22 protein-coding genes are annotated in these 17,617 nt (G+C 56.5%); 12 read left to right on the plus strand and 10 right to left on the minus strand.

Features of this window, described 5'->3' with window-relative positions; genetic code table 11:
- Window positions 1–46 precede the first annotated feature (46 nt).
- The 3 genes from trxA to GOW16_RS04250 all read left to right on the plus strand — a co-directional run bounded on the left by trxA (window position 47) and on the right by GOW16_RS04250 (window position 1,168).
- Complete coding sequence (trxA, locus tag GOW16_RS04240) at window positions 47–367, plus strand: thioredoxin (protein WP_170410773.1); 321 nt, start codon at window positions 47–49, stop codon at window positions 365–367.
- A gap of 91 nt (window positions 368–458) precedes the next feature.
- A complete protein-coding gene (locus GOW16_RS04245; RefSeq protein ID WP_170410776.1) occupies window positions 459–809 on the plus strand; it encodes a Lin0512 family protein in 351 nt (116 codons plus the stop codon).
- Entirely contained in the window at window positions 806–1,168 is a 363-nt protein-coding gene (locus GOW16_RS04250; RefSeq protein ID WP_170410778.1) for a Lin0512 family protein, read from the plus strand. The genes GOW16_RS04245 and GOW16_RS04250 overlap by 4 nt, the downstream gene beginning before the upstream one ends.
- A gap of 61 nt (window positions 1,169–1,229) precedes the next feature.
- Here GOW16_RS04250 and GOW16_RS04255 read toward each other — a convergent pair whose 3' ends face one another.
- Entirely contained in the window at window positions 1,230–1,424 is a 195-nt protein-coding gene (locus GOW16_RS04255; protein WP_170410782.1) for a DUF1127 domain-containing protein, read from the minus strand.
- Window positions 1,425–1,621: 197 nt separating this feature from the next.
- On the opposite strand from GOW16_RS04255, the gene hslV reads away from it, so the two are divergent.
- Window positions 1,622–2,173 (plus strand): ATP-dependent protease subunit HslV, encoded by a 552-nt coding sequence (gene hslV / locus GOW16_RS04260; RefSeq protein ID WP_170410785.1) that lies wholly within the window; start codon window positions 1,622–1,624, stop codon window positions 2,171–2,173.
- On the opposite strand, the gene GOW16_RS04265 is transcribed toward hslV, so the two are convergent.
- On the minus strand, window positions 2,170–3,411 hold the full coding sequence (locus tag GOW16_RS04265; RefSeq protein ID WP_170410788.1) for an MFS transporter: 1,242 nt from the start codon (window positions 3,409–3,411) through the stop codon (window positions 2,170–2,172). The genes hslV and GOW16_RS04265 overlap by 4 nt on opposite strands.
- 119 nt (window positions 3,412–3,530) lie before the next feature.
- Entirely contained in the window at window positions 3,531–3,932 is a 402-nt protein-coding gene (locus GOW16_RS04270) for a DM13 domain-containing protein (protein ID WP_170410791.1), read from the minus strand.
- Between the two features lie 197 nt (window positions 3,933–4,129).
- On the opposite strand from GOW16_RS04270, the gene hslU reads away from it, so the two are divergent.
- The 3 genes from hslU (at window position 4,130) to GOW16_RS04285 (ending at window position 7,851) form a co-directional block, all read left to right on the plus strand.
- On the plus strand, window positions 4,130–5,437 hold the full coding sequence (hslU, locus tag GOW16_RS04275; protein WP_170410793.1) for an ATP-dependent protease ATPase subunit HslU: 1,308 nt from the start codon (window positions 4,130–4,132) through the stop codon (window positions 5,435–5,437).
- 99 nt (window positions 5,438–5,536) lie between these two features.
- Window positions 5,537–6,634 (plus strand): alpha/beta hydrolase, encoded by a 1,098-nt coding sequence (locus tag GOW16_RS04280; RefSeq protein ID WP_170410796.1) that lies wholly within the window; start codon window positions 5,537–5,539, stop codon window positions 6,632–6,634.
- Complete coding sequence (locus GOW16_RS04285; protein ID WP_170410798.1) at window positions 6,631–7,851, plus strand: MFS transporter; 1,221 nt, start codon at window positions 6,631–6,633, stop codon at window positions 7,849–7,851. The genes GOW16_RS04280 and GOW16_RS04285 overlap by 4 nt, the downstream gene beginning before the upstream one ends.
- On the opposite strand, the gene GOW16_RS04290 is transcribed toward GOW16_RS04285, so the two are convergent.
- The 3 genes from GOW16_RS04290 to GOW16_RS04300 are packed head-to-tail and all read right to left on the minus strand — an operon-like array spanning window position 7,848 to window position 10,125.
- Window positions 7,848–8,435, minus strand: a complete 588-nt coding sequence (locus GOW16_RS04290) for a Smr/MutS family protein (RefSeq protein WP_170410801.1) — start codon at window positions 8,433–8,435, stop codon at window positions 7,848–7,850. The genes GOW16_RS04285 and GOW16_RS04290 overlap by 4 nt on opposite strands.
- Complete coding sequence (gene mltA, locus GOW16_RS04295) at window positions 8,435–9,469, minus strand: murein transglycosylase A (protein ID WP_170410804.1); 1,035 nt, start codon at window positions 9,467–9,469, stop codon at window positions 8,435–8,437. The genes GOW16_RS04290 and mltA overlap by 1 nt, the downstream gene beginning before the upstream one ends.
- Window positions 9,466–10,125 carry a Tim44/TimA family putative adaptor protein gene (locus GOW16_RS04300; protein WP_170410807.1) on the minus strand — a complete coding sequence of 220 codons (660 nt, stop codon included), beginning with the start codon at window positions 10,123–10,125 and terminating at the stop codon, window positions 9,466–9,468. The genes mltA and GOW16_RS04300 overlap by 4 nt, the downstream gene beginning before the upstream one ends.
- A 107-nt stretch (window positions 10,126–10,232) precedes the next feature.
- Between GOW16_RS04300 and GOW16_RS04305 the strand changes: the two genes are divergently transcribed.
- Both GOW16_RS04305 and secB read left to right on the plus strand, forming a co-directional pair.
- Window positions 10,233–10,733, plus strand: a complete 501-nt coding sequence (locus GOW16_RS04305) for an FxsA family protein (protein ID WP_170410811.1) — start codon at window positions 10,233–10,235, stop codon at window positions 10,731–10,733.
- Between the two features lie 54 nt (window positions 10,734–10,787).
- Window positions 10,788–11,285, plus strand: coding sequence for a protein-export chaperone SecB (gene secB / locus GOW16_RS04310; protein ID WP_170410814.1), 498 nt, complete (start codon window positions 10,788–10,790; stop codon window positions 11,283–11,285).
- A 27-nt stretch (window positions 11,286–11,312) separates the two neighbouring features.
- Here secB and dnaQ read toward each other — a convergent pair whose 3' ends face one another.
- From dnaQ to GOW16_RS04330, 4 genes are read right to left on the minus strand one after another with little or no spacing between them, the layout of a single operon-like run.
- Entirely contained in the window at window positions 11,313–12,035 is a 723-nt protein-coding gene (gene dnaQ, locus GOW16_RS04315; protein ID WP_170410817.1) for a DNA polymerase III subunit epsilon, read from the minus strand.
- Window positions 12,028–12,621, minus strand: coding sequence for a dephospho-CoA kinase (gene coaE / locus GOW16_RS04320; RefSeq protein WP_170410820.1), 594 nt, complete (start codon window positions 12,619–12,621; stop codon window positions 12,028–12,030). The genes dnaQ and coaE overlap by 8 nt, the downstream gene beginning before the upstream one ends.
- Window positions 12,618–13,451, minus strand: coding sequence for a shikimate dehydrogenase (locus GOW16_RS04325; RefSeq protein WP_170410822.1), 834 nt, complete (start codon window positions 13,449–13,451; stop codon window positions 12,618–12,620). The genes coaE and GOW16_RS04325 overlap by 4 nt, the downstream gene beginning before the upstream one ends.
- Window positions 13,448–14,047: a Maf family protein gene (locus GOW16_RS04330; protein WP_170410825.1), complete on the minus strand. Its 600-nt coding sequence runs from the start codon at window positions 14,045–14,047 to the stop codon at window positions 13,448–13,450. Before GOW16_RS04330 ends, GOW16_RS04325 begins: the two co-directional genes overlap by 4 nt.
- 404 nt (window positions 14,048–14,451) lie before the next feature.
- Here GOW16_RS04330 and GOW16_RS04335 point away from each other — a divergent pair, with 404 nt between their 5' ends.
- The 3 genes from GOW16_RS04335 to mnmE all read left to right on the plus strand — a co-directional run bounded on the left by GOW16_RS04335 (window position 14,452) and on the right by mnmE (window position 17,612).
- Entirely contained in the window at window positions 14,452–14,901 is a 450-nt protein-coding gene (locus GOW16_RS04335; protein WP_170410828.1) for a CopD family protein, read from the plus strand.
- Window positions 14,902–15,023: 122 nt separating this feature from the next.
- Entirely contained in the window at window positions 15,024–16,295 is a 1,272-nt protein-coding gene (gene rho / locus GOW16_RS04340) for a transcription termination factor Rho (RefSeq protein WP_170410831.1), read from the plus strand.
- 30 nt (window positions 16,296–16,325) lie between these two features.
- Window positions 16,326–17,612, plus strand: a complete 1,287-nt coding sequence (gene mnmE, locus GOW16_RS04345) for a tRNA uridine-5-carboxymethylaminomethyl(34) synthesis GTPase MnmE (protein WP_170410834.1) — start codon at window positions 16,326–16,328, stop codon at window positions 17,610–17,612.
- Window positions 17,613–17,617 lie beyond the last annotated feature (5 nt).

Here is a 17,617-nt window from a genome sequence, read left to right on the forward strand (position 1 = left end):
ACCCCTACGTTCAGTTCCCGAGTTTACCCCATTCAGGAGACAGAATATGTCGACCGTTGCCGTTACCGACGATACCTTTGACGCCGAAGTCAAAAACTCCGATGTCCCCGTTGTGGTGGATTTCTGGGCCGAATGGTGCGGCCCCTGTAAACAGATCGGCCCCGCTCTGGAAGAGCTGGCCAACGAATACGGCGGCAAGGTGAAAATTGCCAAGGTGGACGTGGACAGCAACCCGAACTCGGCCGCCGCCATGGGTGTACGTGGCATTCCGGCGCTGTTCATCTTCAAGGACGGTCAGGTTGTTTCGAACCGCGCAGGTGCGGCACCCAAGGCCGCGCTGCAAAGCTGGATCGACGAATCAATCTGATTTGATGTGATCGGTTTTGAATGCAGGGCGTCCGGTAATGGGCGCCCTTTTTTGTGATCGGCCGGATAGGGCCAAGACTCAGGGAAAACACATGGCAAAGACACGGGTTCTGGTGGAATTCGGGATGGGCACATCCCTGCGGCGCGAGGATTATACCGAGGCTGCGCTGCGGGCGATCAAAGATGCGCTGTGGCACAACTCGGTCAACATGGCCGAGCTGTTCGACTTTCCGAAAGAGGCGATGATCATTGACGTCGAAGTGGGTGTGCAACAGCCCGACAAGGTCGATACCGAGACGCTGAAGGCGATCTTTCCCTATGGCCAGCCCAACATCACTGTGACCGAGGGCGGATTGGATATTGATAAACCCCACACCGATGGCCGCACCGTGATCGCCAACGCCGCCGTTATCGTTTCATTCGATATGGAGCCCGCCCAATGACCGAAAAACGCATCATTTTGGAAATGGGCACCGGCAACGATCTTTATGGTCAGGACTACACCAAAGCCGCCTGCCGCGCAGTGCAGGACGCGCTGCATCATTCATCGATCACTTTGTTTTCCAAACTTGGCATCGACCACAAGGAAATGCGGGTGCAGGTAACGATTGCGGTGCAAGACCCTGATCAAGTCGACTGTGACAGGGTCGCTGCCGACCTGCCACGGGGCCGCGCCGAAGTGCGGGCCGTCAAAGGTGGGTTGGATGTCGTGGATGACGCCGCGGGCACGCGCCATGTCGTTGCAGCCGCCGCGATCGAGGCGTTTGTGCCGGATTTGGCAGGCAAATACGTGCAAAGCTGACAAAGAAAAAGCCGCTCGGATACCCGGGCGGCTGCTTCATGTTCTGGTTCTGATTGCGGAATCAGATCTTTGCGATATCCGCACGCGCCAGACCGATATCTTCCAACTGTGCGTCGGTCAGACCCGACAGGATCTTGCGTGTCTTGCGGCTTTCGTAACGCTCAACAGCGGAGTCGAAGACATTGATGAATGCGTCCACTACGTGCAGGATGGTAGCTGCTCCGAGTGGGGCATGGATGTTTGCAGTTGTTGCCATGTTCCCAGTCCTTATATCTGAAACAGCCGACCCGTTGTCGGTTGTGAGCCTCATGTAGTCCCACGGGCGGGGACTCACAATTGCTGGTCCGGTAACCCCGGATTGCGTTTTGTGCATATCTTTTCGGCAGTTGTGCAACGGGTTGCGCCGATCACGCGCCCGGCCCATATATAGCGACTGAGAACACGGAGGCTTTCATGGCGGACAGCGATTTTCCCGGATGGCACGGGACCACGATCATTGGTGTCAAAAAGGGCGGCCAGGTCGTCATTGCCGGGGATGGGCAGGTCAGCCTGGGCCAGACCGTGATCAAAGGCACCGCGCGCAAAGTACGCCGCCTGTCGCCGGGCGGATTCGAAGTTGTCGCCGGGTTTGCCGGATCAACGGCGGATGCTTTCACTTTGCTGGAGCGGCTTGAGGTGAAACTGGAAGCGACACCCGGCCAACTGGCCCGTGCATCCGTTGAACTGGCAAAGGACTGGCGCACCGACAAGTACCTGCAAAAGCTTGAGGCGATGTTGATCGTCACCGACGGTAAGGACTTGCTGGTGATCACCGGGGCAGGGGACGTGTTGGAACCTGAACACAATGTGGCGGCAATCGGATCAGGCGGCAACTTCGCACTGGCCGCGGCCCGCGCGATGATGGACAGCGACAAACCCGCCGAAGAGGTCGCCCGCGAAGCGATGGCCATTGCAGCAGATATCTGCGTTTACACCAACGGCAAGCTGACGGTTGAGACGATTTAGGCCAACAGCGCCGAGATTTCCTTCCCTTTCCAGCGCCGGTACATGCCGACCAGCCCAAGCAGGGCGGTCGCGATGACGATGTAATAGGGCAGTCGGATATCGATGCTCATCAATCCACCGCCGATCAGGGACATGACGCCGCCGGCAAGGCAGAAAACGGCTGTGGTGACGCCCATGACCCAGCCCTGATCTGCCTCGCTGACGCTGGACGAAAACAGACCCAGCAGGGTTGGATACGACACCCCGAAGAAGAAATAGAAGAAGAAGACCGGGACATAGCTCAGCACCCCGCTCGGGCTGAAGGCGAAGCCGAAACCGCAGATCACCATGACCACCAGTGACGTTTTGATAATGGAATGCTTGCTGAACCTCTCTTGCGCCGGTTTCACAAGGAAGGTGCTGGAAAACGCCAGAGCAAAGCCGATGACCACCATCGCCATGCTGCCACCGATGACACCATAGCCCCAGGCGCTGGTCAGAAAGTTGTCGACGAATACGTAGAATGTGACGTTCGCGATCATGAACAACGCATAGACGGGCAGGATTTTCAGAACCATCGGATGTTCGCGTACCGCGATCAGGCTGTCGGTGATATCACGTGGACGGAATACGAAAGCCGCGCGTTCGGTGCGGGTGTCCTTGAAGTAGACGCTCACCAGGAAGATGGCGATCAACACCAGAACAAACGCGCCATAGAACGGCATCTTGAGCGTTGCATAGCTGCCGAGAATTGCTGCGTCGGACAAAACGGCGCCGATAATCGGGCCGCCGACAAGGCCAAAACTGACGCCGGTGATGATGTAGCCCATATTGCGGTCTCGGTCAGCGGCATCGGTGCTGCCGTCGATCATCGCCGCCTGTGCGATGGGCTGATTGCCAGCGGTAAAGCCGGTGATCGAGCGGCCAATAATCAGCAGAAGCAAGGAGTTGAGGTAAAGCGCGGCAATGGTGATGGCGTAACCGGCCAAAGCCCCGCTCAGGCAGACCAACAGGGCGTTCTTGCGCCCGATGGAATCCGAGACTTTGGACACGTAAACAACGCCAAGAAACCAGGACAGAAAGAAACATCCGATCACGAGGCCATAGTAGAAATGACGCCGACCCATCGGCGTACTTTCCGGCAGGAACCCGGATTTCGTTTCCATGATCAAAGAGTTGATGATGGGAAAGACCAGCCCTTGTCCGATCAAATCCACGAAAACCACGAATAATAATGTAATCTTGGCAATCTTCGTCATGCAACACACACCCCGGAACTGGTTCCTTGGGAGGAGTGTAACAGACGGGCGCTATAGCACCTAACGCCTTGTCAGAGGCCGGTAATTTACCGGCCTCCGGGCGCGTTTTCGTCGTTGGGTTACGAAAGCGCCGCGACGCCAAGCGGAACGCCTGCGACCTCGCACCAGATGTAAACCTCATTGTAGCCCGAGATATCCATTGTCGGCGGCACAGCGTATTTCTGCTTGCCTTTCAGATTCAGCAGCGCGCCCAGTTTTGAGTTGGGGTCATAGGTGCCATCCTTGCCGAAGGCCACACGCGGGTCGGGACCATTATCCAACGAAAAGTCATCACCCAGCTCAACGATGTAACGCTCGCCATCCTTGACCACTTTGACCGAACCGGTGGTGATATGTTTCGAGCGGCCCTCGAATGTGCCCTTTTTCTTGGCACCACCGGCAACGGCGACATTGGCACTGGCCAGGGTCAGGGCCGCGCCGGTAGCAGCGGCATTCAAAAAGAGCGAACGACGAGTCATCATGATGTGAGTCTCCATTTCAAAGTGCAGGCGAATTTGCCCGTCGCCGCAGACTATGCGCATCGAACGCGCCACTGGCGATTCACATCACCACGAATTTCCGTGTGCAGTCCGTGTGTTGGCGTGAGTTTTTCGTGATCAGCTTGTGTTTTCGCGGCTTATGATTAGGTTCCGGAGCGAAACAACTGGATTGAACACTCATGACCGACCTTACCCCGCGCGAGATCGTCTCGGAACTTGACCGTTTCATCATCGGGCAGAAGGATGCCAAGCGGGCCGTGGCCGTTGCACTGCGCAACCGCTGGCGGCGCAAGCAATTGGCTGACGACATCCGGGACGAGGTCTATCCTAAGAACATCCTGATGATCGGCCCCACTGGCGTCGGCAAGACCGAGATCAGTCGCCGTCTGGCCAAACTGGCCCGCGCGCCCTTCATCAAGGTCGAAGCCACCAAATTCACCGAAGTGGGTTATGTCGGTCGCGATGTTGAACAGATCGTTCGTGATCTGGCGGATGCTGCAATCCTGCAAACCCGCGAGTACATGCGTGAGGACGTCAAAGCCAAGGCTCATCAGGCCGCCGAAGATCGTGTGATCGAAGCCATCGCCGGTACCGACGCCCGCGAAGGCACGCGCGAGATGTTCCGCAAAAAACTAAAAGCGGGTGAGTTGGACGATACGGTGATCGAGCTGGAGTTGTCCGACTCCTCGAACCCAATGCCTATGTTCGACATTCCCGGCCAACCCGGCAGCCAGATGGGGATGATGAATCTGGGCGATATCTTCGGCAAAGCCTTTGGCGGGCGAACCGTAAAACGCAAAATGACCGTCGCCGAAAGCTATGAGGCGCTGATCGGGGAAGAGGCCGACAAGCTGCTGGATGACGAGACAGTCAATCGGGTTGCGCTGGAATCTGTCGAACAGAACGGCATCGTGTTTCTGGACGAAATAGACAAGGTCTGCGCCCGCTCAGACGCGCGCGGTGGCGATGTCAGCCGGGAAGGGGTACAGCGCGACCTGCTGCCCCTGATCGAAGGCACGACAGTATCCACCAAGCACGGCCCGGTCAAAACAGACCATATCCTGTTTATCGCATCAGGCGCATTCCACATCGCCAAGCCATCGGACCTGTTGCCGGAATTGCAGGGCCGCCTGCCGATCCGCGTGGAGTTGCGCGCGCTGACCGAAGAGGATTTCGTGCGCATCCTGACCGAAACCGACAACGCGTTGACCCGCCAATACACTGCCCTGATGGAAACCGAAGAAGTTACGGTCAGCTTTACGGATGATGGAATCGCGGCACTGGCGCGTATCGCGGCGGATGTGAACCAAAGCGTCGAAAACATCGGTGCGCGTCGTTTGTACACGGTGATGGAACGTGTGTTCGAAGAGCTGTCCTTTACCGCACCCGATCAGGCCGGAACCTCGATCACGGTTGATGCGCAATTCGTGGATGACAATCTGGGCGAATTGACCAAGTCCACCGACCTCAGCCGTTACGTTTTGTAACACGGCCAGCCGGTTTTTGCCGCTTTGGCTGCGTTGTGCCGCTGGACGCCAGGCCAGAATGCGATAGCGTAAGCACGATTCACCCCCGAGGGTTTTCCCGTGCTTCGCTGTTTTTTCATTCTGTTCTTTTCCTTTTCGTTGAGCGCCTGCGCCGACCGGACCGTGACCGAGGTGGTTCCTGCGGCCGTAAGTGTCGGTACCCCTGAAACCATCTTCGTCAGCACCTCCCGGGCGCGTGAAGCGAACGGATACTACGGATTCCGGCGCGGTGAGTCGCTCAAGTTTTTGGACACCACGGTTTCGATCCCGCCAACGCACACGCCCGGCACGCTCAAGTTCTCTTACGCGAATCCAAATCCGCAGAAAGAGTTCGTCATGGCCAACGTGACCGAGCTGGAGGGGCCGCAGGGGTTGCGTGAGCATCTGCGCGGCCAGGATGACGTGACAATCTTTGTGCATGGTTACAACTCGACCCAGACCGAAACGATCTTTCGTGCGGCGCAGCTGACCCATGACATTGGTCTTCCGGGATCTACGCTGGTCTATTCCTGGCCCAGCCGCGCAACGGGCTACGGCTATGCCTACGATCTGGACAGCATGCTGTTTGCGCGTGACGGACTGGAACAAACCATCCGTGAGCTGAAATCCATGGGCGTGAAACGCGTCATTCTGGTCGCGCATTCCATGGGCGGAGCGTTGACGATGGAGATGATGCGCCAGACCGAACTGCAGGAACCGGGTTGGGCCAAGGAAAACATCGAAGGGGTCGTACTGATCTCACCCGATCTGGACCTCGACCTGTTTCGCTCGCAGATGAGGCGAATCAAGAACCCGCCCGATCCCTTCGTGGTTATGGTTTCGCAAAAGGACAAAATTCTGAATATCTCGGCCCGCCTGCGTGGAACGGCGGAAGGAGAGCGGTTGGGCAACATCAGCTCGATCAAATCGTTGGAGGAATTCCCGATTAACGTCATTGATACCACTGCGTTTAGCGGTGATGCCGAGTCTTCGCATTTTGTGGCCGCCACGTCCCCGGCGTTGCTGGCGATCCTCAGCTCGGTCCGGCGGGTCAGCAATACATTCGGACCCGACAAAAGACCCGGTATCGATGTTCTGGTTCCGCCAAGTCAGCGTAACCCCGACGGTGCGACCGAGATTGTTTTGACAGAAACAGGGCAGGCGCAGGTCGCTCCGTGACGCGGTTCAACCTGCGCCAATACCTTCGTGACAATGCAACCTGGCTGGGTGCGGGTGTTCTTTTGACTTTTCTGTCCAGCTTTGGGCAAACCTTCTTCATCTCGGTCTTCGCTGGAAACATACGCGCAGAGTTTGGAATTGGACACGGCGCGTGGGGCGGTCTGTATTCCCTCGGCACCACCGTTTCGGCCATCGTTATGATCTGGGCCGGGGGGCTGACAGATGTCTTCCGCGTCCGTGTCCTGGGTCCGGCTGTTCTGACCGGTCTTGCCGTGGCAGCCGTTGCGATGGCCGTGAACAGCTGGCTTGTTCTGTTGCCGCTGGTCGTTTTTTTGTTGCGACTGTTCGGGCAGGGGATGAGCATCCATCTGGCGCAGGTCGCCATGGCGCGATGGTTTATTGTTACACGTGGCAAGGCCTTGTCGATTGCATCAGTCGGCTACGCGATTGGTGAGGCGCTGCTGCCATTGGTTTTCGTGGCCGCGTTGGCGTTTCTGGATTGGCGGTGGTTATGGGTGGTGTCCGCGGTGATCGTCCTGATGGGGATACCGGTCCTGACCCGGCTCTTGCGTCAGGAGCGCACTCCGCAAAGTCTGGCTACCGAATACTCGGCTACGGGAATGTTGGGGCGTCATTGGACGCGCAGAGAAACACTGTTTCATCCACTTTTTTGGTTCATGACCCCTGCTTTGCTGGGTCCGACGGCCTTTATCACCGCGTTTTTCTTCCATCAGGTCCATCTGGCCGAAGTCAAGGGTTGGCAACATTTTGATCTGGTTGCTCTGTTCCCGATCTTTACTGGAACTTCGCTGGTTTCGATGTTCGCAGCTGGTTGGGCGCTGGACAAATGGGGCACCGCGCGCTTGATGCCCTATTATCAGCTCCCAATCGCAATTGGATTTGTGATCGCAGGACTGACGAGCTCTATCGGAGGCGCCCTGATCGCGATGATCTTTCTGGGCCTGACGGTTGGGGCAAACAACACGTTGCCCAGCGCCTTTTGGGCCGAATTCTACGGAACACGACACATAGGTTCTATCAAGGCGATGGCCACTGCAGTTATGGTTTTGGGATCGGCAATCGGCCCTGGTCTGACCGGGGTACTGATCGACGCCGGTATCCCGTTGAGCGTGCAATTCCTGTGGATCGGCGGTGTCTTCGTACTTGTCTGCTTGTCCGCGAAAATCGGAGTTACGCGCGCGGTAAGCTCTCTCTAACGGGTGCGACGCAGATAAACGTAATAGGCCCCATCGCCACCGTGGCTGATATGGGCAGGGGTCACTTGCAAAACGGCCTGCGCAAGCGGTGGCAAGGCCAGCCATTGCGGCACTTGATTGCGCAATACCCCACGTGGGGTTGGAATAGGGCCAGGTTCATCCCTGTCCTTTCCTTTTCCGGTGACGACCAGAACAAGACGTTTTCCCGAAGCTTGCGCCGTCAGGACAAACCGGATCAGCGCCGGATACGCGGTGTCCACGCGCATTCCATGCAAATCCAGTTTCCCTTCAGGCTTGATCTTGCCGCGTTTCATACGGCCAAAGGCCTTGGTGTCCATCTGCACCGGGCTGTTCCGCAGGCTTTCGCCGATCGAGGGTTTCAGCGCGTTTCGCGCAGGTTTACCCGGCGCGTTTTGCCCGACCTCAAAAGTCTCGAACCGGGGCTTTGGCGTTTTTGTCGGTTTGGGCTTGGGCAGCGTGACCGGATGGACCGATTGCGGGATCTCGGGATGCAGACGCTCAGCCTGTTTGGCAACCTTGCGCCACAGCTCGACCTCATCTGCCGTCAGTTTGCGTCTGGACATCAGAATTCATCCGGTAACAGAGCATAGGCCCGCTGGATCGGCAGCAACAGAACCATCCGCCCCGGATCCCTGAGGCGGCCGGCGGCCTTTCCGGCTTCGTCCCCCGTGCCAAAGAAGATATCCGCTCGCTGCGCTCCTTTGATGGCAGCACCCGTATCCTGCGCGATCATCAACCTGCGTAACGGGGTCTTACCGTCTTTTTCCACCCAAACAGGGGCACCCAGCGGTGTGTAAGCTGGGTCAGCCGCGATACTACGCATCGTCGTCACCGACCGGTTCATGGCCCCCAGTGGCCCAAACTCAGGCGCGACCCGCGAGACTTCGCGAAAGAACACGTAAGACGGGTTGTGAAACAGCAGTTCAGCCCCGGCTTCGGGGTTCTTGCGAACCCATGCGCGGATCATCTGGGCACTGACCTCATGTGCGCCCAGCGCGCCCTGTCGGATCAGCTCGGCCCCGATGGAACGATAAGGGTGGCCGTTTGCCCCGCCATAGCCCACGCGCAGGGCACTGCCATCTGGCAGGCGCACACGTCCCGAACCCTGAATTTGCAAAAAGAACAGCTCGACCGGATCATCCACCCAAGCGATCTCGAGCCCACGGCCCTGCATTGCGTCTCCAGTCAGGATTTCGCGACGGCTGAGCCATGGTCCTTCGGCCCGCGCTTCGGGTGGCATTTTGTAGATTGGATACTTGAACCGGTCGGTCCGGATTTTAGACCCATCCAGTTCCGGTTCAAAATAACCGGTGAAAAGGGCGTCTTCGCCGTCCTCGACCAGAACCGGGCGAAAGAACAGCTCAAAGAATGAACGCGCCGCATCCGCCTCGTATGTTTGGGCAACGTTGCACAACGCCTGCCAATCCGGATCGTCCAGATCACCGCAGGTGTTCAGAAAAACCGAAAGGGCCGCCCCGTGATCGTCAGCAGCCCAACCATCAAGATCGTCGAAAGACAGGATTGATCGCGTCGGTTCAGCGCTGGCGGCAGTGGTCATGACTGCCACCAGAAATAGCGACCGGAGCGCGCCAATCATGCGTCCGTGGCGACAAGCAGCCAGTTTGGATCGTCAGCGCCCATCACTCGGGCAAAGGTCCAGCTGTCCTTTTGGCGTTTCACAGTGTTCGGGTTGCCTTCGATGATATCACCGCCACGGTCACGCACGACCGAGGTCAGCTCACCCACAAACCGCATGGTGATTTCTGCCTGGTTTGTGTCTTTGTCGAAGGTTACATCGGCCAACGTGGTTTCACGCACGCCGATAAATTCGGCTTCTATGGTCAGACCCTGATCTTCGCGGGCCGCCACGACCGATACAAATGTGTCAAACACCTCTTCGGACAGGAACGGCTGGATTTCGTCCAGATTGCCCTTTTCGAACCCCATGACGATCATCTCATAGGCGCCGCGTGCGCCCTGTACGAACTCACTGACCGAGAAACTGGGTTCAACCCGCTTCATCGCGGCCAGCGTCTGAGCTTGCTCGCTGTCTTCGGCAACATGGTCTGTGATATCGTGATCCGGACCACCTTCGATCACTTCGAACCCGCGACGGGATTTGTCCGCCTCGGGTTGCTGCTGAACAGGAGGTTTCTCAAACCCCTCACGTGTACCCAGCACACTTTTCAGGCGCAGGATCAGGAAAACGGCAATTCCGGCCAGGACCAGCAACTGGATCATCGGTTCGTTCATTTCATCCTCTTTTCAGACCGCGACTTTGTATACGCAGCCTCATGCCACTATGTAGGTGACAGATCGTGGCAAGTCCACAGCCCGGCCTAAGGGAAAGGATAAAGCAAATGTACCTGTTCTTGGCATTTTTGTTGGTGCCCATCATCGAGATAGCCCTGTTCATACAGGTCGGCGGCCTGATCGGCCTGTGGCCTACAATGGCGATAGTCGTTCTGACAGCTGTAATCGGCACCATTATGGTCAGGACACAAGGTCGCATGGCACTGGTCAATTTGCAGCGATCCTTTTCTGAACTCGATGATCCGACAGAGCCGCTGGCCCATGGCGCGATGATCTTGCTATCTGGCGTTTTGCTGCTGACCCCGGGATTTTTCACCGATGCTGTTGGTTTTGCTTTGCTTGTTCCTGGCATTCGGGTGGCGGTGTTTCGTTATCTGAAATCCAAGGCCACAATCACCCATTTCAAGATGGGCACCGGGGCAAAATTCAGAACCGGCCCTACCCAATTTGATCAGGATGACGTGATCGATGGTGAATTTACCGAAGTGCGCCCCCGTCAAAACCCTTCAAAGCCATCCAAATGGGTTGAAGGTCCGCCTCAGCATTGAGGTGTTGCGCCCAACTTGCTAAGCAGTGGCGAATTTCATTTTCGGAGTAGATCCATGGCTGACGAAAGCCCTGCAGAAAACACCGCGGCACAGGCCGCCCCTCAGATTCAGATGCGCGTTCTGGGACAATTCATTCGGGATATGTCTTTTGAAAACGTGATGGCGCAAAAAGGCGTGTCGGGCGATGTTCAGCCCGAGATCGCCGTTCAGGTGAACCTGGACGCCAAAAAACGCCCGACCGAGCATCAGTACGAAGTTGCGGTCAAACTGAACCTGACTTCCAAGGCCAAAGGCATGGAAGACGTCCTGTTCCTGTGCGAGCTGGATTACTGCGGCCTGTTCCACATCGAAGGCGTGGCCGAAGATCAGCTGCACCCGTTCCTGATGATCGAGTGCCCGCGCATGCTTTTCCCCTTCCTGCGCCGCATCGTCAGCGACATCACCCGTGACGGTGGCTTCCCGCCGGTCAACCTGGACAACATCGACTTTGTTGCGCTGTATCGTAACGAACTGATGCGCCGTCAGGCCGACGCTCAGAAAACCGAAGCTTAATCAGGTAAACCCGCGCCGGGCAGGGGCCTAGGCGCGGGTCCACAGAGCGTTTTCGCCCAATTTCTCTACAAAATCATCATGCGCCGCGCGTTCTTCCGCCGTGATCTTTGACGGCAAGGCCGTCGGACGCGCTGTCGGACGCCAGTCATCGCCGCCACCGGCGGCCGACGCCGCGCTTGTCGACAAGCCGAAATCCGGTTGCCGTCCGCCAATCAGCTCAAGATACACCTCGGCCAGAATTTCCGAGTCGAGCAACGCGCCGTGCAAAACGCGGTTCGTGTTGTCGATGTTAAAGCGGCGGCACAACGCATCCAGCGAGGCTGGCGAGCCAGGAAACCGTTTGCGCGCAATCGCCAGCGTATCCAGCGCCTGATCCATCGGAAGGGTCGGCAGACCCATCCATTTCAGCTCGGCATTCAGGAATTTCATGTCGAAAGACGCGTTGTGGATCACCAGCTTGGAATCCCGGACGAAGTCCAGAAACCCCTGACCAACTTTTGCAAAGACCGGCTTGTCCTTCAGCGTAACCTCACCTTTTTCCGGTGGACGCGGATTTTCCAACAGGTCCGGGCCGATGCCATGCACGCCAAACGCCTCTTCGGGCATCGAGCGTTCTGGATTGATATAAACATGGTAGGTCTCGCCGGTGGCCACGTGATTCCACAACTCGACCGCACCGATTTCGACAATCCGGTCACCGCTTTCGGGATCAAACCCTGTGGTTTCGGTATCGAGTACAATCTCACGCATCTGCCATCCCCGCCCGTATCTGCCTGACCACATCCTGCACCTGGGCGCGGGCGTGGTCCAGCGTATCTGTTACGATCACAAAGTCCGACCGCACGCATTTTTCGTCATTCGGCATCTGCTTGGCGCGGATCTGTTCGAACTGAGCCTCGGTCATCGACCCACGTTCCATAACACGTCGTTTCTGCTCGTCCGCCGGGATCGAAACGCAGACAACCGCATCCATCGCCGCATCACCACCGGTTTCGAACAATAAAGGGATGTCAAAAACCAGAATATCCGCCGTGGCATTTTCCCGAAATTCCGCCCGGTCGGCGGCCACCAGCGGATGCACGATGCTTTCGATCACTTTCAACGCTGTCGGATCCGCGGAAATGACCTGTTTCAATGCGTCCCGGCTGACTGCGCCATCAATAATTGCCTCAGGAAACATATCGTGCATCGGTTTTACCGCAGCACCGCCGGCTGAATACAGGCGATGCACAGCCGCATCCGCATCCCACAGCGCACAGCCTTCATCCACAAACAATTGCGCCGTGGTGCTTTTCCCCATTCCGATTGAACCCGTCAGGCCAAGAGCAAAGCTCATCCCAGCACCGTAGCCCGCAGATCATCTGTTACTTCGGGCCGTTTGCCAAACCAACGCTCAAAACCCGGAACCGCCTGATGCAGCAACATGCCTAAACCATCTACAGTTGTGCACCCGGCTTCTTCGGCGGTTTGCAACAGCTTGGTTTTCAGGGGTGCATAAACGAGGTCAGTAACAACAGAACCCGCTTGGAGGCCGTCCAGCGGCACCCGCAATTCAGGCTGCCCCTGCATACCCAGTGAGGTGGTGTTGACCACCAGCTCGGCATCTTCGATTACATTGCCGGCTTTAATCCAATCAACAACAGAAATGCGGGAACCGAATTCTTCTTTCAGCTGATCGGCGCGAGCACGTGTTCGGTTGGTCAGCATGATCTCGGGCACTCCGGCATCCACCAGAGCCTGCAATACAGCGCGCGCAGCTCCGCCCGCTCCGAAGACTACGGCCGGTCCATCCTGCGGATTCCAGTCAGGTGCACCGGCCCTCAGGTTTTCCATAAAGCCAAAGCCGTCGGTGTTGTCTGCATGGATCGAGCCATCAGGTTGAAAGACCAGTGTATTCGCCGCGCCAATCTTTGCCGCCCGGTCCGACACATGATCCGCAGTTCTCAAGGCTGCTTCCTTGTGGGGCACAGTTACATTTGTGCCGACAAATCCGGCTTTGGGCAGTGTCCGCAGAACGGTTTCCAGGTCATCGGGCGCAACATCCATGGGGACATAGTGCCCGGCCAGCCCATAGGTCTTGAGCCAATACCCATGCAGTTTAGGGGATTTTGAATGCCCAATCGGATGCCCAATCACTCCAGCCAAAGGAATTCGGTTATCCGTCATTGGTCAATCACCCGTTTAACAGCCAGAAAATTCAGCAACTCCAACAGGGGCATACCCAAAACGTTAAAATAGTCGCCGTCAATGGTGGCGAACAGGCGCACACCTTCTTCCTCAAGCTTATAAGCCCCGACCGCATGACAAATGCTGTCCCAGTTGCGGTCTATGTAGTCGCGCAAATAGGCATCCGAACTCGCCCGCATGCGCAGACGCACTTGACCAACATGGCGCCAGATCGGCTCGCCATTCTGATAGATCACGGCTGCAGACAATAGCATATGTCGTTTGCCCCGCATGGCCTTGAGCTGTGCAAGTGCATCAGCGGGGGATTCCGGCTTGGATAACAGCTGACCGTCGAAATCCAGTACCTGATCACAGCCCAAAACCATCGCGCCTGGGTTCTTGTCGCTGACCTTGCGGGCCTTCATCTCGGCCAACGTGTCCGCGATATCACGCGGTGGCGCGTCTTCGGCCAACAGGGCGCGTTTGACAGTGTCCTCGTCCACCCGCGCGGTCTGCACGGTGAACGGCACGCCCGCATTACGCAAAAGTTGCGCGCGGATGGATGACCCCGAGGCAAGGATGATGGGGACAGACATGTGGAAAACCCCCTGAGCAAATCGTTGAGTGTTCTGGGATGGTTTGTATGGTTTTCCGGTTGACACGCAACCCCGGGAATTTCGCGAGATTCTTACCCGAGTCGCTCGAAGACCGTCCTTTCGGGACAAGGATAACTTTCCTGCACGGGAAAACCGGGATGTCCCATCTTACCCATTGAGTTATCCCCAATATTTCGTAAGCGATACCTATATAACAATTTGAAAATAATTACTTATTAATGAAATCAACAGAATCATCTGTTCTCACAGTATTTCTGTCCACCTGGGGAAAACATGCGAGTAAAAAAGTAATCCACGAAATTTACGCACCCTACAAAATCATCTTCCTTTTTCTTTTCTTATTTTTTTTATAGGGAGGGTTCCGAGCAACGTCCGGAGCCAGAATGACTGATCTTCTTTTCACGATTTACCCGTGGGTGAAGTCTGTACACATCATGGCCGTAATCTCGTGGATGGCCGGGTTGTTCTATTTGCCCAGACTGTTCGTCTATCACGTAGAAAAGGCGCAATCGGTCGAAGGCGCTGAAACCATTTTCTTTGAAATGGAAGAGAAGCTTTTGCGGGTGATCATGCGTCCGGCGATGTACGTGGCGTGGCTTTGCGGGCTGATCATGGTCTTCACGCCGGGTATTGTCGGGTGGGACTGGTCCTGGCCTTGGGTCAAGGGTGCAGCCGTGATTGGCATGACCTGGTTCCATCACTGGCTGATGGCACGGCGCAAGGATTTCCTGGAAGGCCGAAATAAGCTCACTGGGCGGCAGTTTCGCATGATGAACGAAGTCCCGACCGTTTTGATGGTTGTCATCATTCTGGCGGTCGTTCTGAAGTTCTGAGGGCCTGTTTGACTCCGAGGGCGCACGCGCTTATGTAAGGATCAACGCGCCCGTCCGGGCGATGTATCTTCCGTACTGAAATTCCACTTCGTGCCGCGCAGTCAGCGGCGAAGGTATATATCATGTCCACTGAATCTCTGAATCTGGCCGACCTGAAGGCCAAAAGCCCCAAAGACCTTCTGGCGATGGCCGAAGAACTGGAGATCGAAAACGCCTCGACCATGCGTAAAGGCGAGATGATGTTCCAGATCCTGCGCGAACGCGCGGATGAAGGCTGGACCGTTGGCGGCGACGGTGTGCTTGAAGTTCTTCAGGACGGGTTCGGCTTTTTGCGCTCGCCTGAGGCGAACTATCTGCCGGGTCCTGACGATATCTATGTTTCGCCCGACATGATCCGCCAGCATTCGCTGCGTACCGGTGATACGGTTGAGGGGGATATCAAAGCACCTGATGACAATGAGCGTTACTTTGCGCTGATCAAGGTCACCAAGATCAACTTTGAAGAGCCGGAGAAAGCCAAACACAAGATCCTGTTCGACAACCTGACGCCTTTATACCCCGATGAGCGCTTGAAGATGGAGATCGAGGATCCCACTATCAAGGACAAGTCGGCCCGTGTGATCGATCTGGTCTCACCCATCGGTAAAGGCCAGCGTTCTCTGATTGTGGCGCCTCCGCGGACCGGTAAAACCGTGATCCTGCAGAACATCGCGCACTCGATCGAACAGAACCACCCCGAGTGCTACCTGATCGTTCTGTTGATCGACGAACGCCCGGAAGAGGTGACCGACATGCAGCGCTCGGTGAAGGGTGAGGTTGTGTCCTCGACCTTTGACGAACCGGCAACGCGCCACGTGGCTGTGTCTGAGATGGTCATCGAAAAAGCCAAGCGTCTGGTCGAGCATAAACGAGATGTTGTTATTCTTCTCGACTCGATCACAAGACTTGGTAGGGCGTTCAACACTGTGGTGCCATCCTCGGGTAAAGTTTTGACTGGTGGTGTGGACGCAAACGCCCTGCAACGACCCAAGCGCTTCTTTGGTGCCGCGCGGAATATCGAAGAAGGTGGTTCGTTGACCATCATCGCCACCGCCTTGATCGACACCGGCAGCCGGATGGACGAAGTGATCTTCGAAGAATTCAAGGGCACTGGTAACTCGGAAATCGTTCTGGATCGCAAGATTGCAGACAAGCGTGTGTTCCCGGCGATCGACATCCTTAAGTCCGGCACCCGGAAAGAGGACCTGCTGGTCGACAAGGGCGATCTGGCCAAAACCTTCGTTCTGCGCCGTATCCTCAATCCGATGGGCACGACCGATGCAATCGAGTTCCTGTTGTCTAAGTTGAAACAGACGAAGACAAACGGAGAGTTCTTCGATTCGATGAACACCTGACATAGGTCTTAAACGACGCGAGGCCTTCGAATGGATACGATATTCGCCTTGGCCAGCGCGCAAGGCAAAGCCGGGGTGGCGGTCATCCGCCTCTCTGGCCCTCATGCTCATTCCGCCGCTGCTGGTTTGACCGGAAGCCCGTTACCAACGCGCGGTATGCGGGTCCGTTCGTTGTACGCGGCCGATGGTGCGCGGTTGGATGACGGTTTGGTTTTGACCTTTCAGGCGCCTGCCAGCTTTACCGGCGAAGACGTTGCTGAATTGCAGATCCACGGCAGCACGGCTTCGGTAGATGCGGTGATGCGGTGTCTGTCCGATATGGACGGGCTGCGTCTGGCAGAACCCGGTGAGTTCACCCGACGCGCACTGGAAAACGGCAAGATGGACCTGACGCAGGTTGAAGGGCTTGCCGACCTGATCGATGCAGAAACCGAGGCGCAGCGAAAACAGGCGCAAACCATTTTGTCCGGCGACTTGGGTGCTCTGGCCGAACGATGGCGACGTGATCTGATCCGCGCCGCATCCTTGTTGGAAGCTGTCATTGACTTCGCTGACGAAGACGTACCAATGGATGTCACACCAGAGGTCAAGTCTTTGATTACCGCGGTCATGGCTGATCTGCAGCGGGAAGCGGACGGTGTGAAAATTGCCGAACGAATTCGGACAGGGTTCGAAGTCGCGATCGTTGGTCTTCCGAATGCAGGAAAATCGACCTTGCTGAACGCATTGGCAGGGCGTGAGGCCGCGATTACTTCGGAATATGCCGGAACCACCCGCGATGTGATCGAGGTGCGAATGGACCTTGCTGGGCTGCCGGTGACATTGCTGGATACTGCAGGGTTACGCGAAACCGAGGACCATGTTGAAAGCCTGGGAATCGAACTGGCAAGAAAGCGCGCGGATTCAGCTGATCTACGTGTTTTCCTGACCGATAGCCCAAAGGATTTGGGTGTTCAGATGTTGAATGGCGATATTCAGGTCTTGCCAAAATCTGACCTTCGGGACCCGTCTGAAGGCGGAATTTCCGGCAAAACCGGGCAGGGTATTGATCAACTCATCTCCCAGATTTCGGATGTACTTAGCAATCGAACCACAAGCAGTGGTATTGCGACCCGCGAAAGGCACCGAGTTGCATTGATCAGTGCGCGTGAAGCGCTGAATTCTGCCATCGCGGTTCTGGAATCAGGTCCAGACTTGTATGATATCGCAGCAGAAGAATTGCGCACGGCGATCCGTGCTTTGGAAATCTTGGTTGGCAGAATCGGTGTTGAGGACCTCTTGGATGAGATTTTCTCGAGTTTCTGCCTGGGTAAGTAAGGAGT

The organism is Ruegeria atlantica, assembly GCF_013033965.1.
Taxonomy (GTDB): Bacteria; Pseudomonadota; Alphaproteobacteria; order Rhodobacterales; family Rhodobacteraceae; genus Ruegeria; species Ruegeria atlantica_D.

Coding starts and splice junctions, on each gene's coding strand:
- trxA (WP_170410773.1), top strand. CDS start 47: ATGTCGACCGTTGCCGTTACCGACGATACCTTTGACGCCGAAGTCAAA.
- GOW16_RS04245 (WP_170410776.1), top strand. CDS start 459: ATGGCAAAGACACGGGTTCTGGTGGAATTCGGGATGGGCACATCCCTG.
- GOW16_RS04250 (WP_170410778.1), top strand. CDS start 806: ATGACCGAAAAACGCATCATTTTGGAAATGGGCACCGGCAACGATCTT.
- GOW16_RS04255 (WP_170410782.1), bottom strand. CDS start 1,424: ATGGCAACAACTGCAAACATCCATGCCCCACTCGGAGCAGCTACCATC.
- hslV (WP_170410785.1), top strand. CDS start 1,622: ATGGCGGACAGCGATTTTCCCGGATGGCACGGGACCACGATCATTGGT.
- GOW16_RS04265 (WP_170410788.1), bottom strand. CDS start 3,411: ATGACGAAGATTGCCAAGATTACATTATTATTCGTGGTTTTCGTGGAT.
- GOW16_RS04270 (WP_170410791.1), bottom strand. CDS start 3,932: ATGATGACTCGTCGTTCGCTCTTTTTGAATGCCGCTGCTACCGGCGCG.
- hslU (WP_170410793.1), top strand. CDS start 4,130: ATGACCGACCTTACCCCGCGCGAGATCGTCTCGGAACTTGACCGTTTC.
- GOW16_RS04290 (WP_170410801.1), bottom strand. CDS start 8,435: ATGTCCAGACGCAAACTGACGGCAGATGAGGTCGAGCTGTGGCGCAAG.
- mltA (WP_170410804.1), bottom strand. CDS start 9,469: ATGATTGGCGCGCTCCGGTCGCTATTTCTGGTGGCAGTCATGACCACT.
- GOW16_RS04300 (WP_170410807.1), bottom strand. CDS start 10,125: ATGAACGAACCGATGATCCAGTTGCTGGTCCTGGCCGGAATTGCCGTT.
- GOW16_RS04305 (WP_170410811.1), top strand. CDS start 10,233: ATGTACCTGTTCTTGGCATTTTTGTTGGTGCCCATCATCGAGATAGCC.
- secB (WP_170410814.1), top strand. CDS start 10,788: ATGGCTGACGAAAGCCCTGCAGAAAACACCGCGGCACAGGCCGCCCCT.
- dnaQ (WP_170410817.1), bottom strand. CDS start 12,035: ATGCGTGAGATTGTACTCGATACCGAAACCACAGGGTTTGATCCCGAA.
- coaE (WP_170410820.1), bottom strand. CDS start 12,621: ATGAGCTTTGCTCTTGGCCTGACGGGTTCAATCGGAATGGGGAAAAGC.
- GOW16_RS04325 (WP_170410822.1), bottom strand. CDS start 13,451: ATGACGGATAACCGAATTCCTTTGGCTGGAGTGATTGGGCATCCGATT.
- GOW16_RS04330 (WP_170410825.1), bottom strand. CDS start 14,047: ATGTCTGTCCCCATCATCCTTGCCTCGGGGTCATCCATCCGCGCGCAA.
- GOW16_RS04335 (WP_170410828.1), top strand. CDS start 14,452: ATGACTGATCTTCTTTTCACGATTTACCCGTGGGTGAAGTCTGTACAC.
- rho (WP_170410831.1), top strand. CDS start 15,024: ATGTCCACTGAATCTCTGAATCTGGCCGACCTGAAGGCCAAAAGCCCC.
- mnmE (WP_170410834.1), top strand. CDS start 16,326: ATGGATACGATATTCGCCTTGGCCAGCGCGCAAGGCAAAGCCGGGGTG.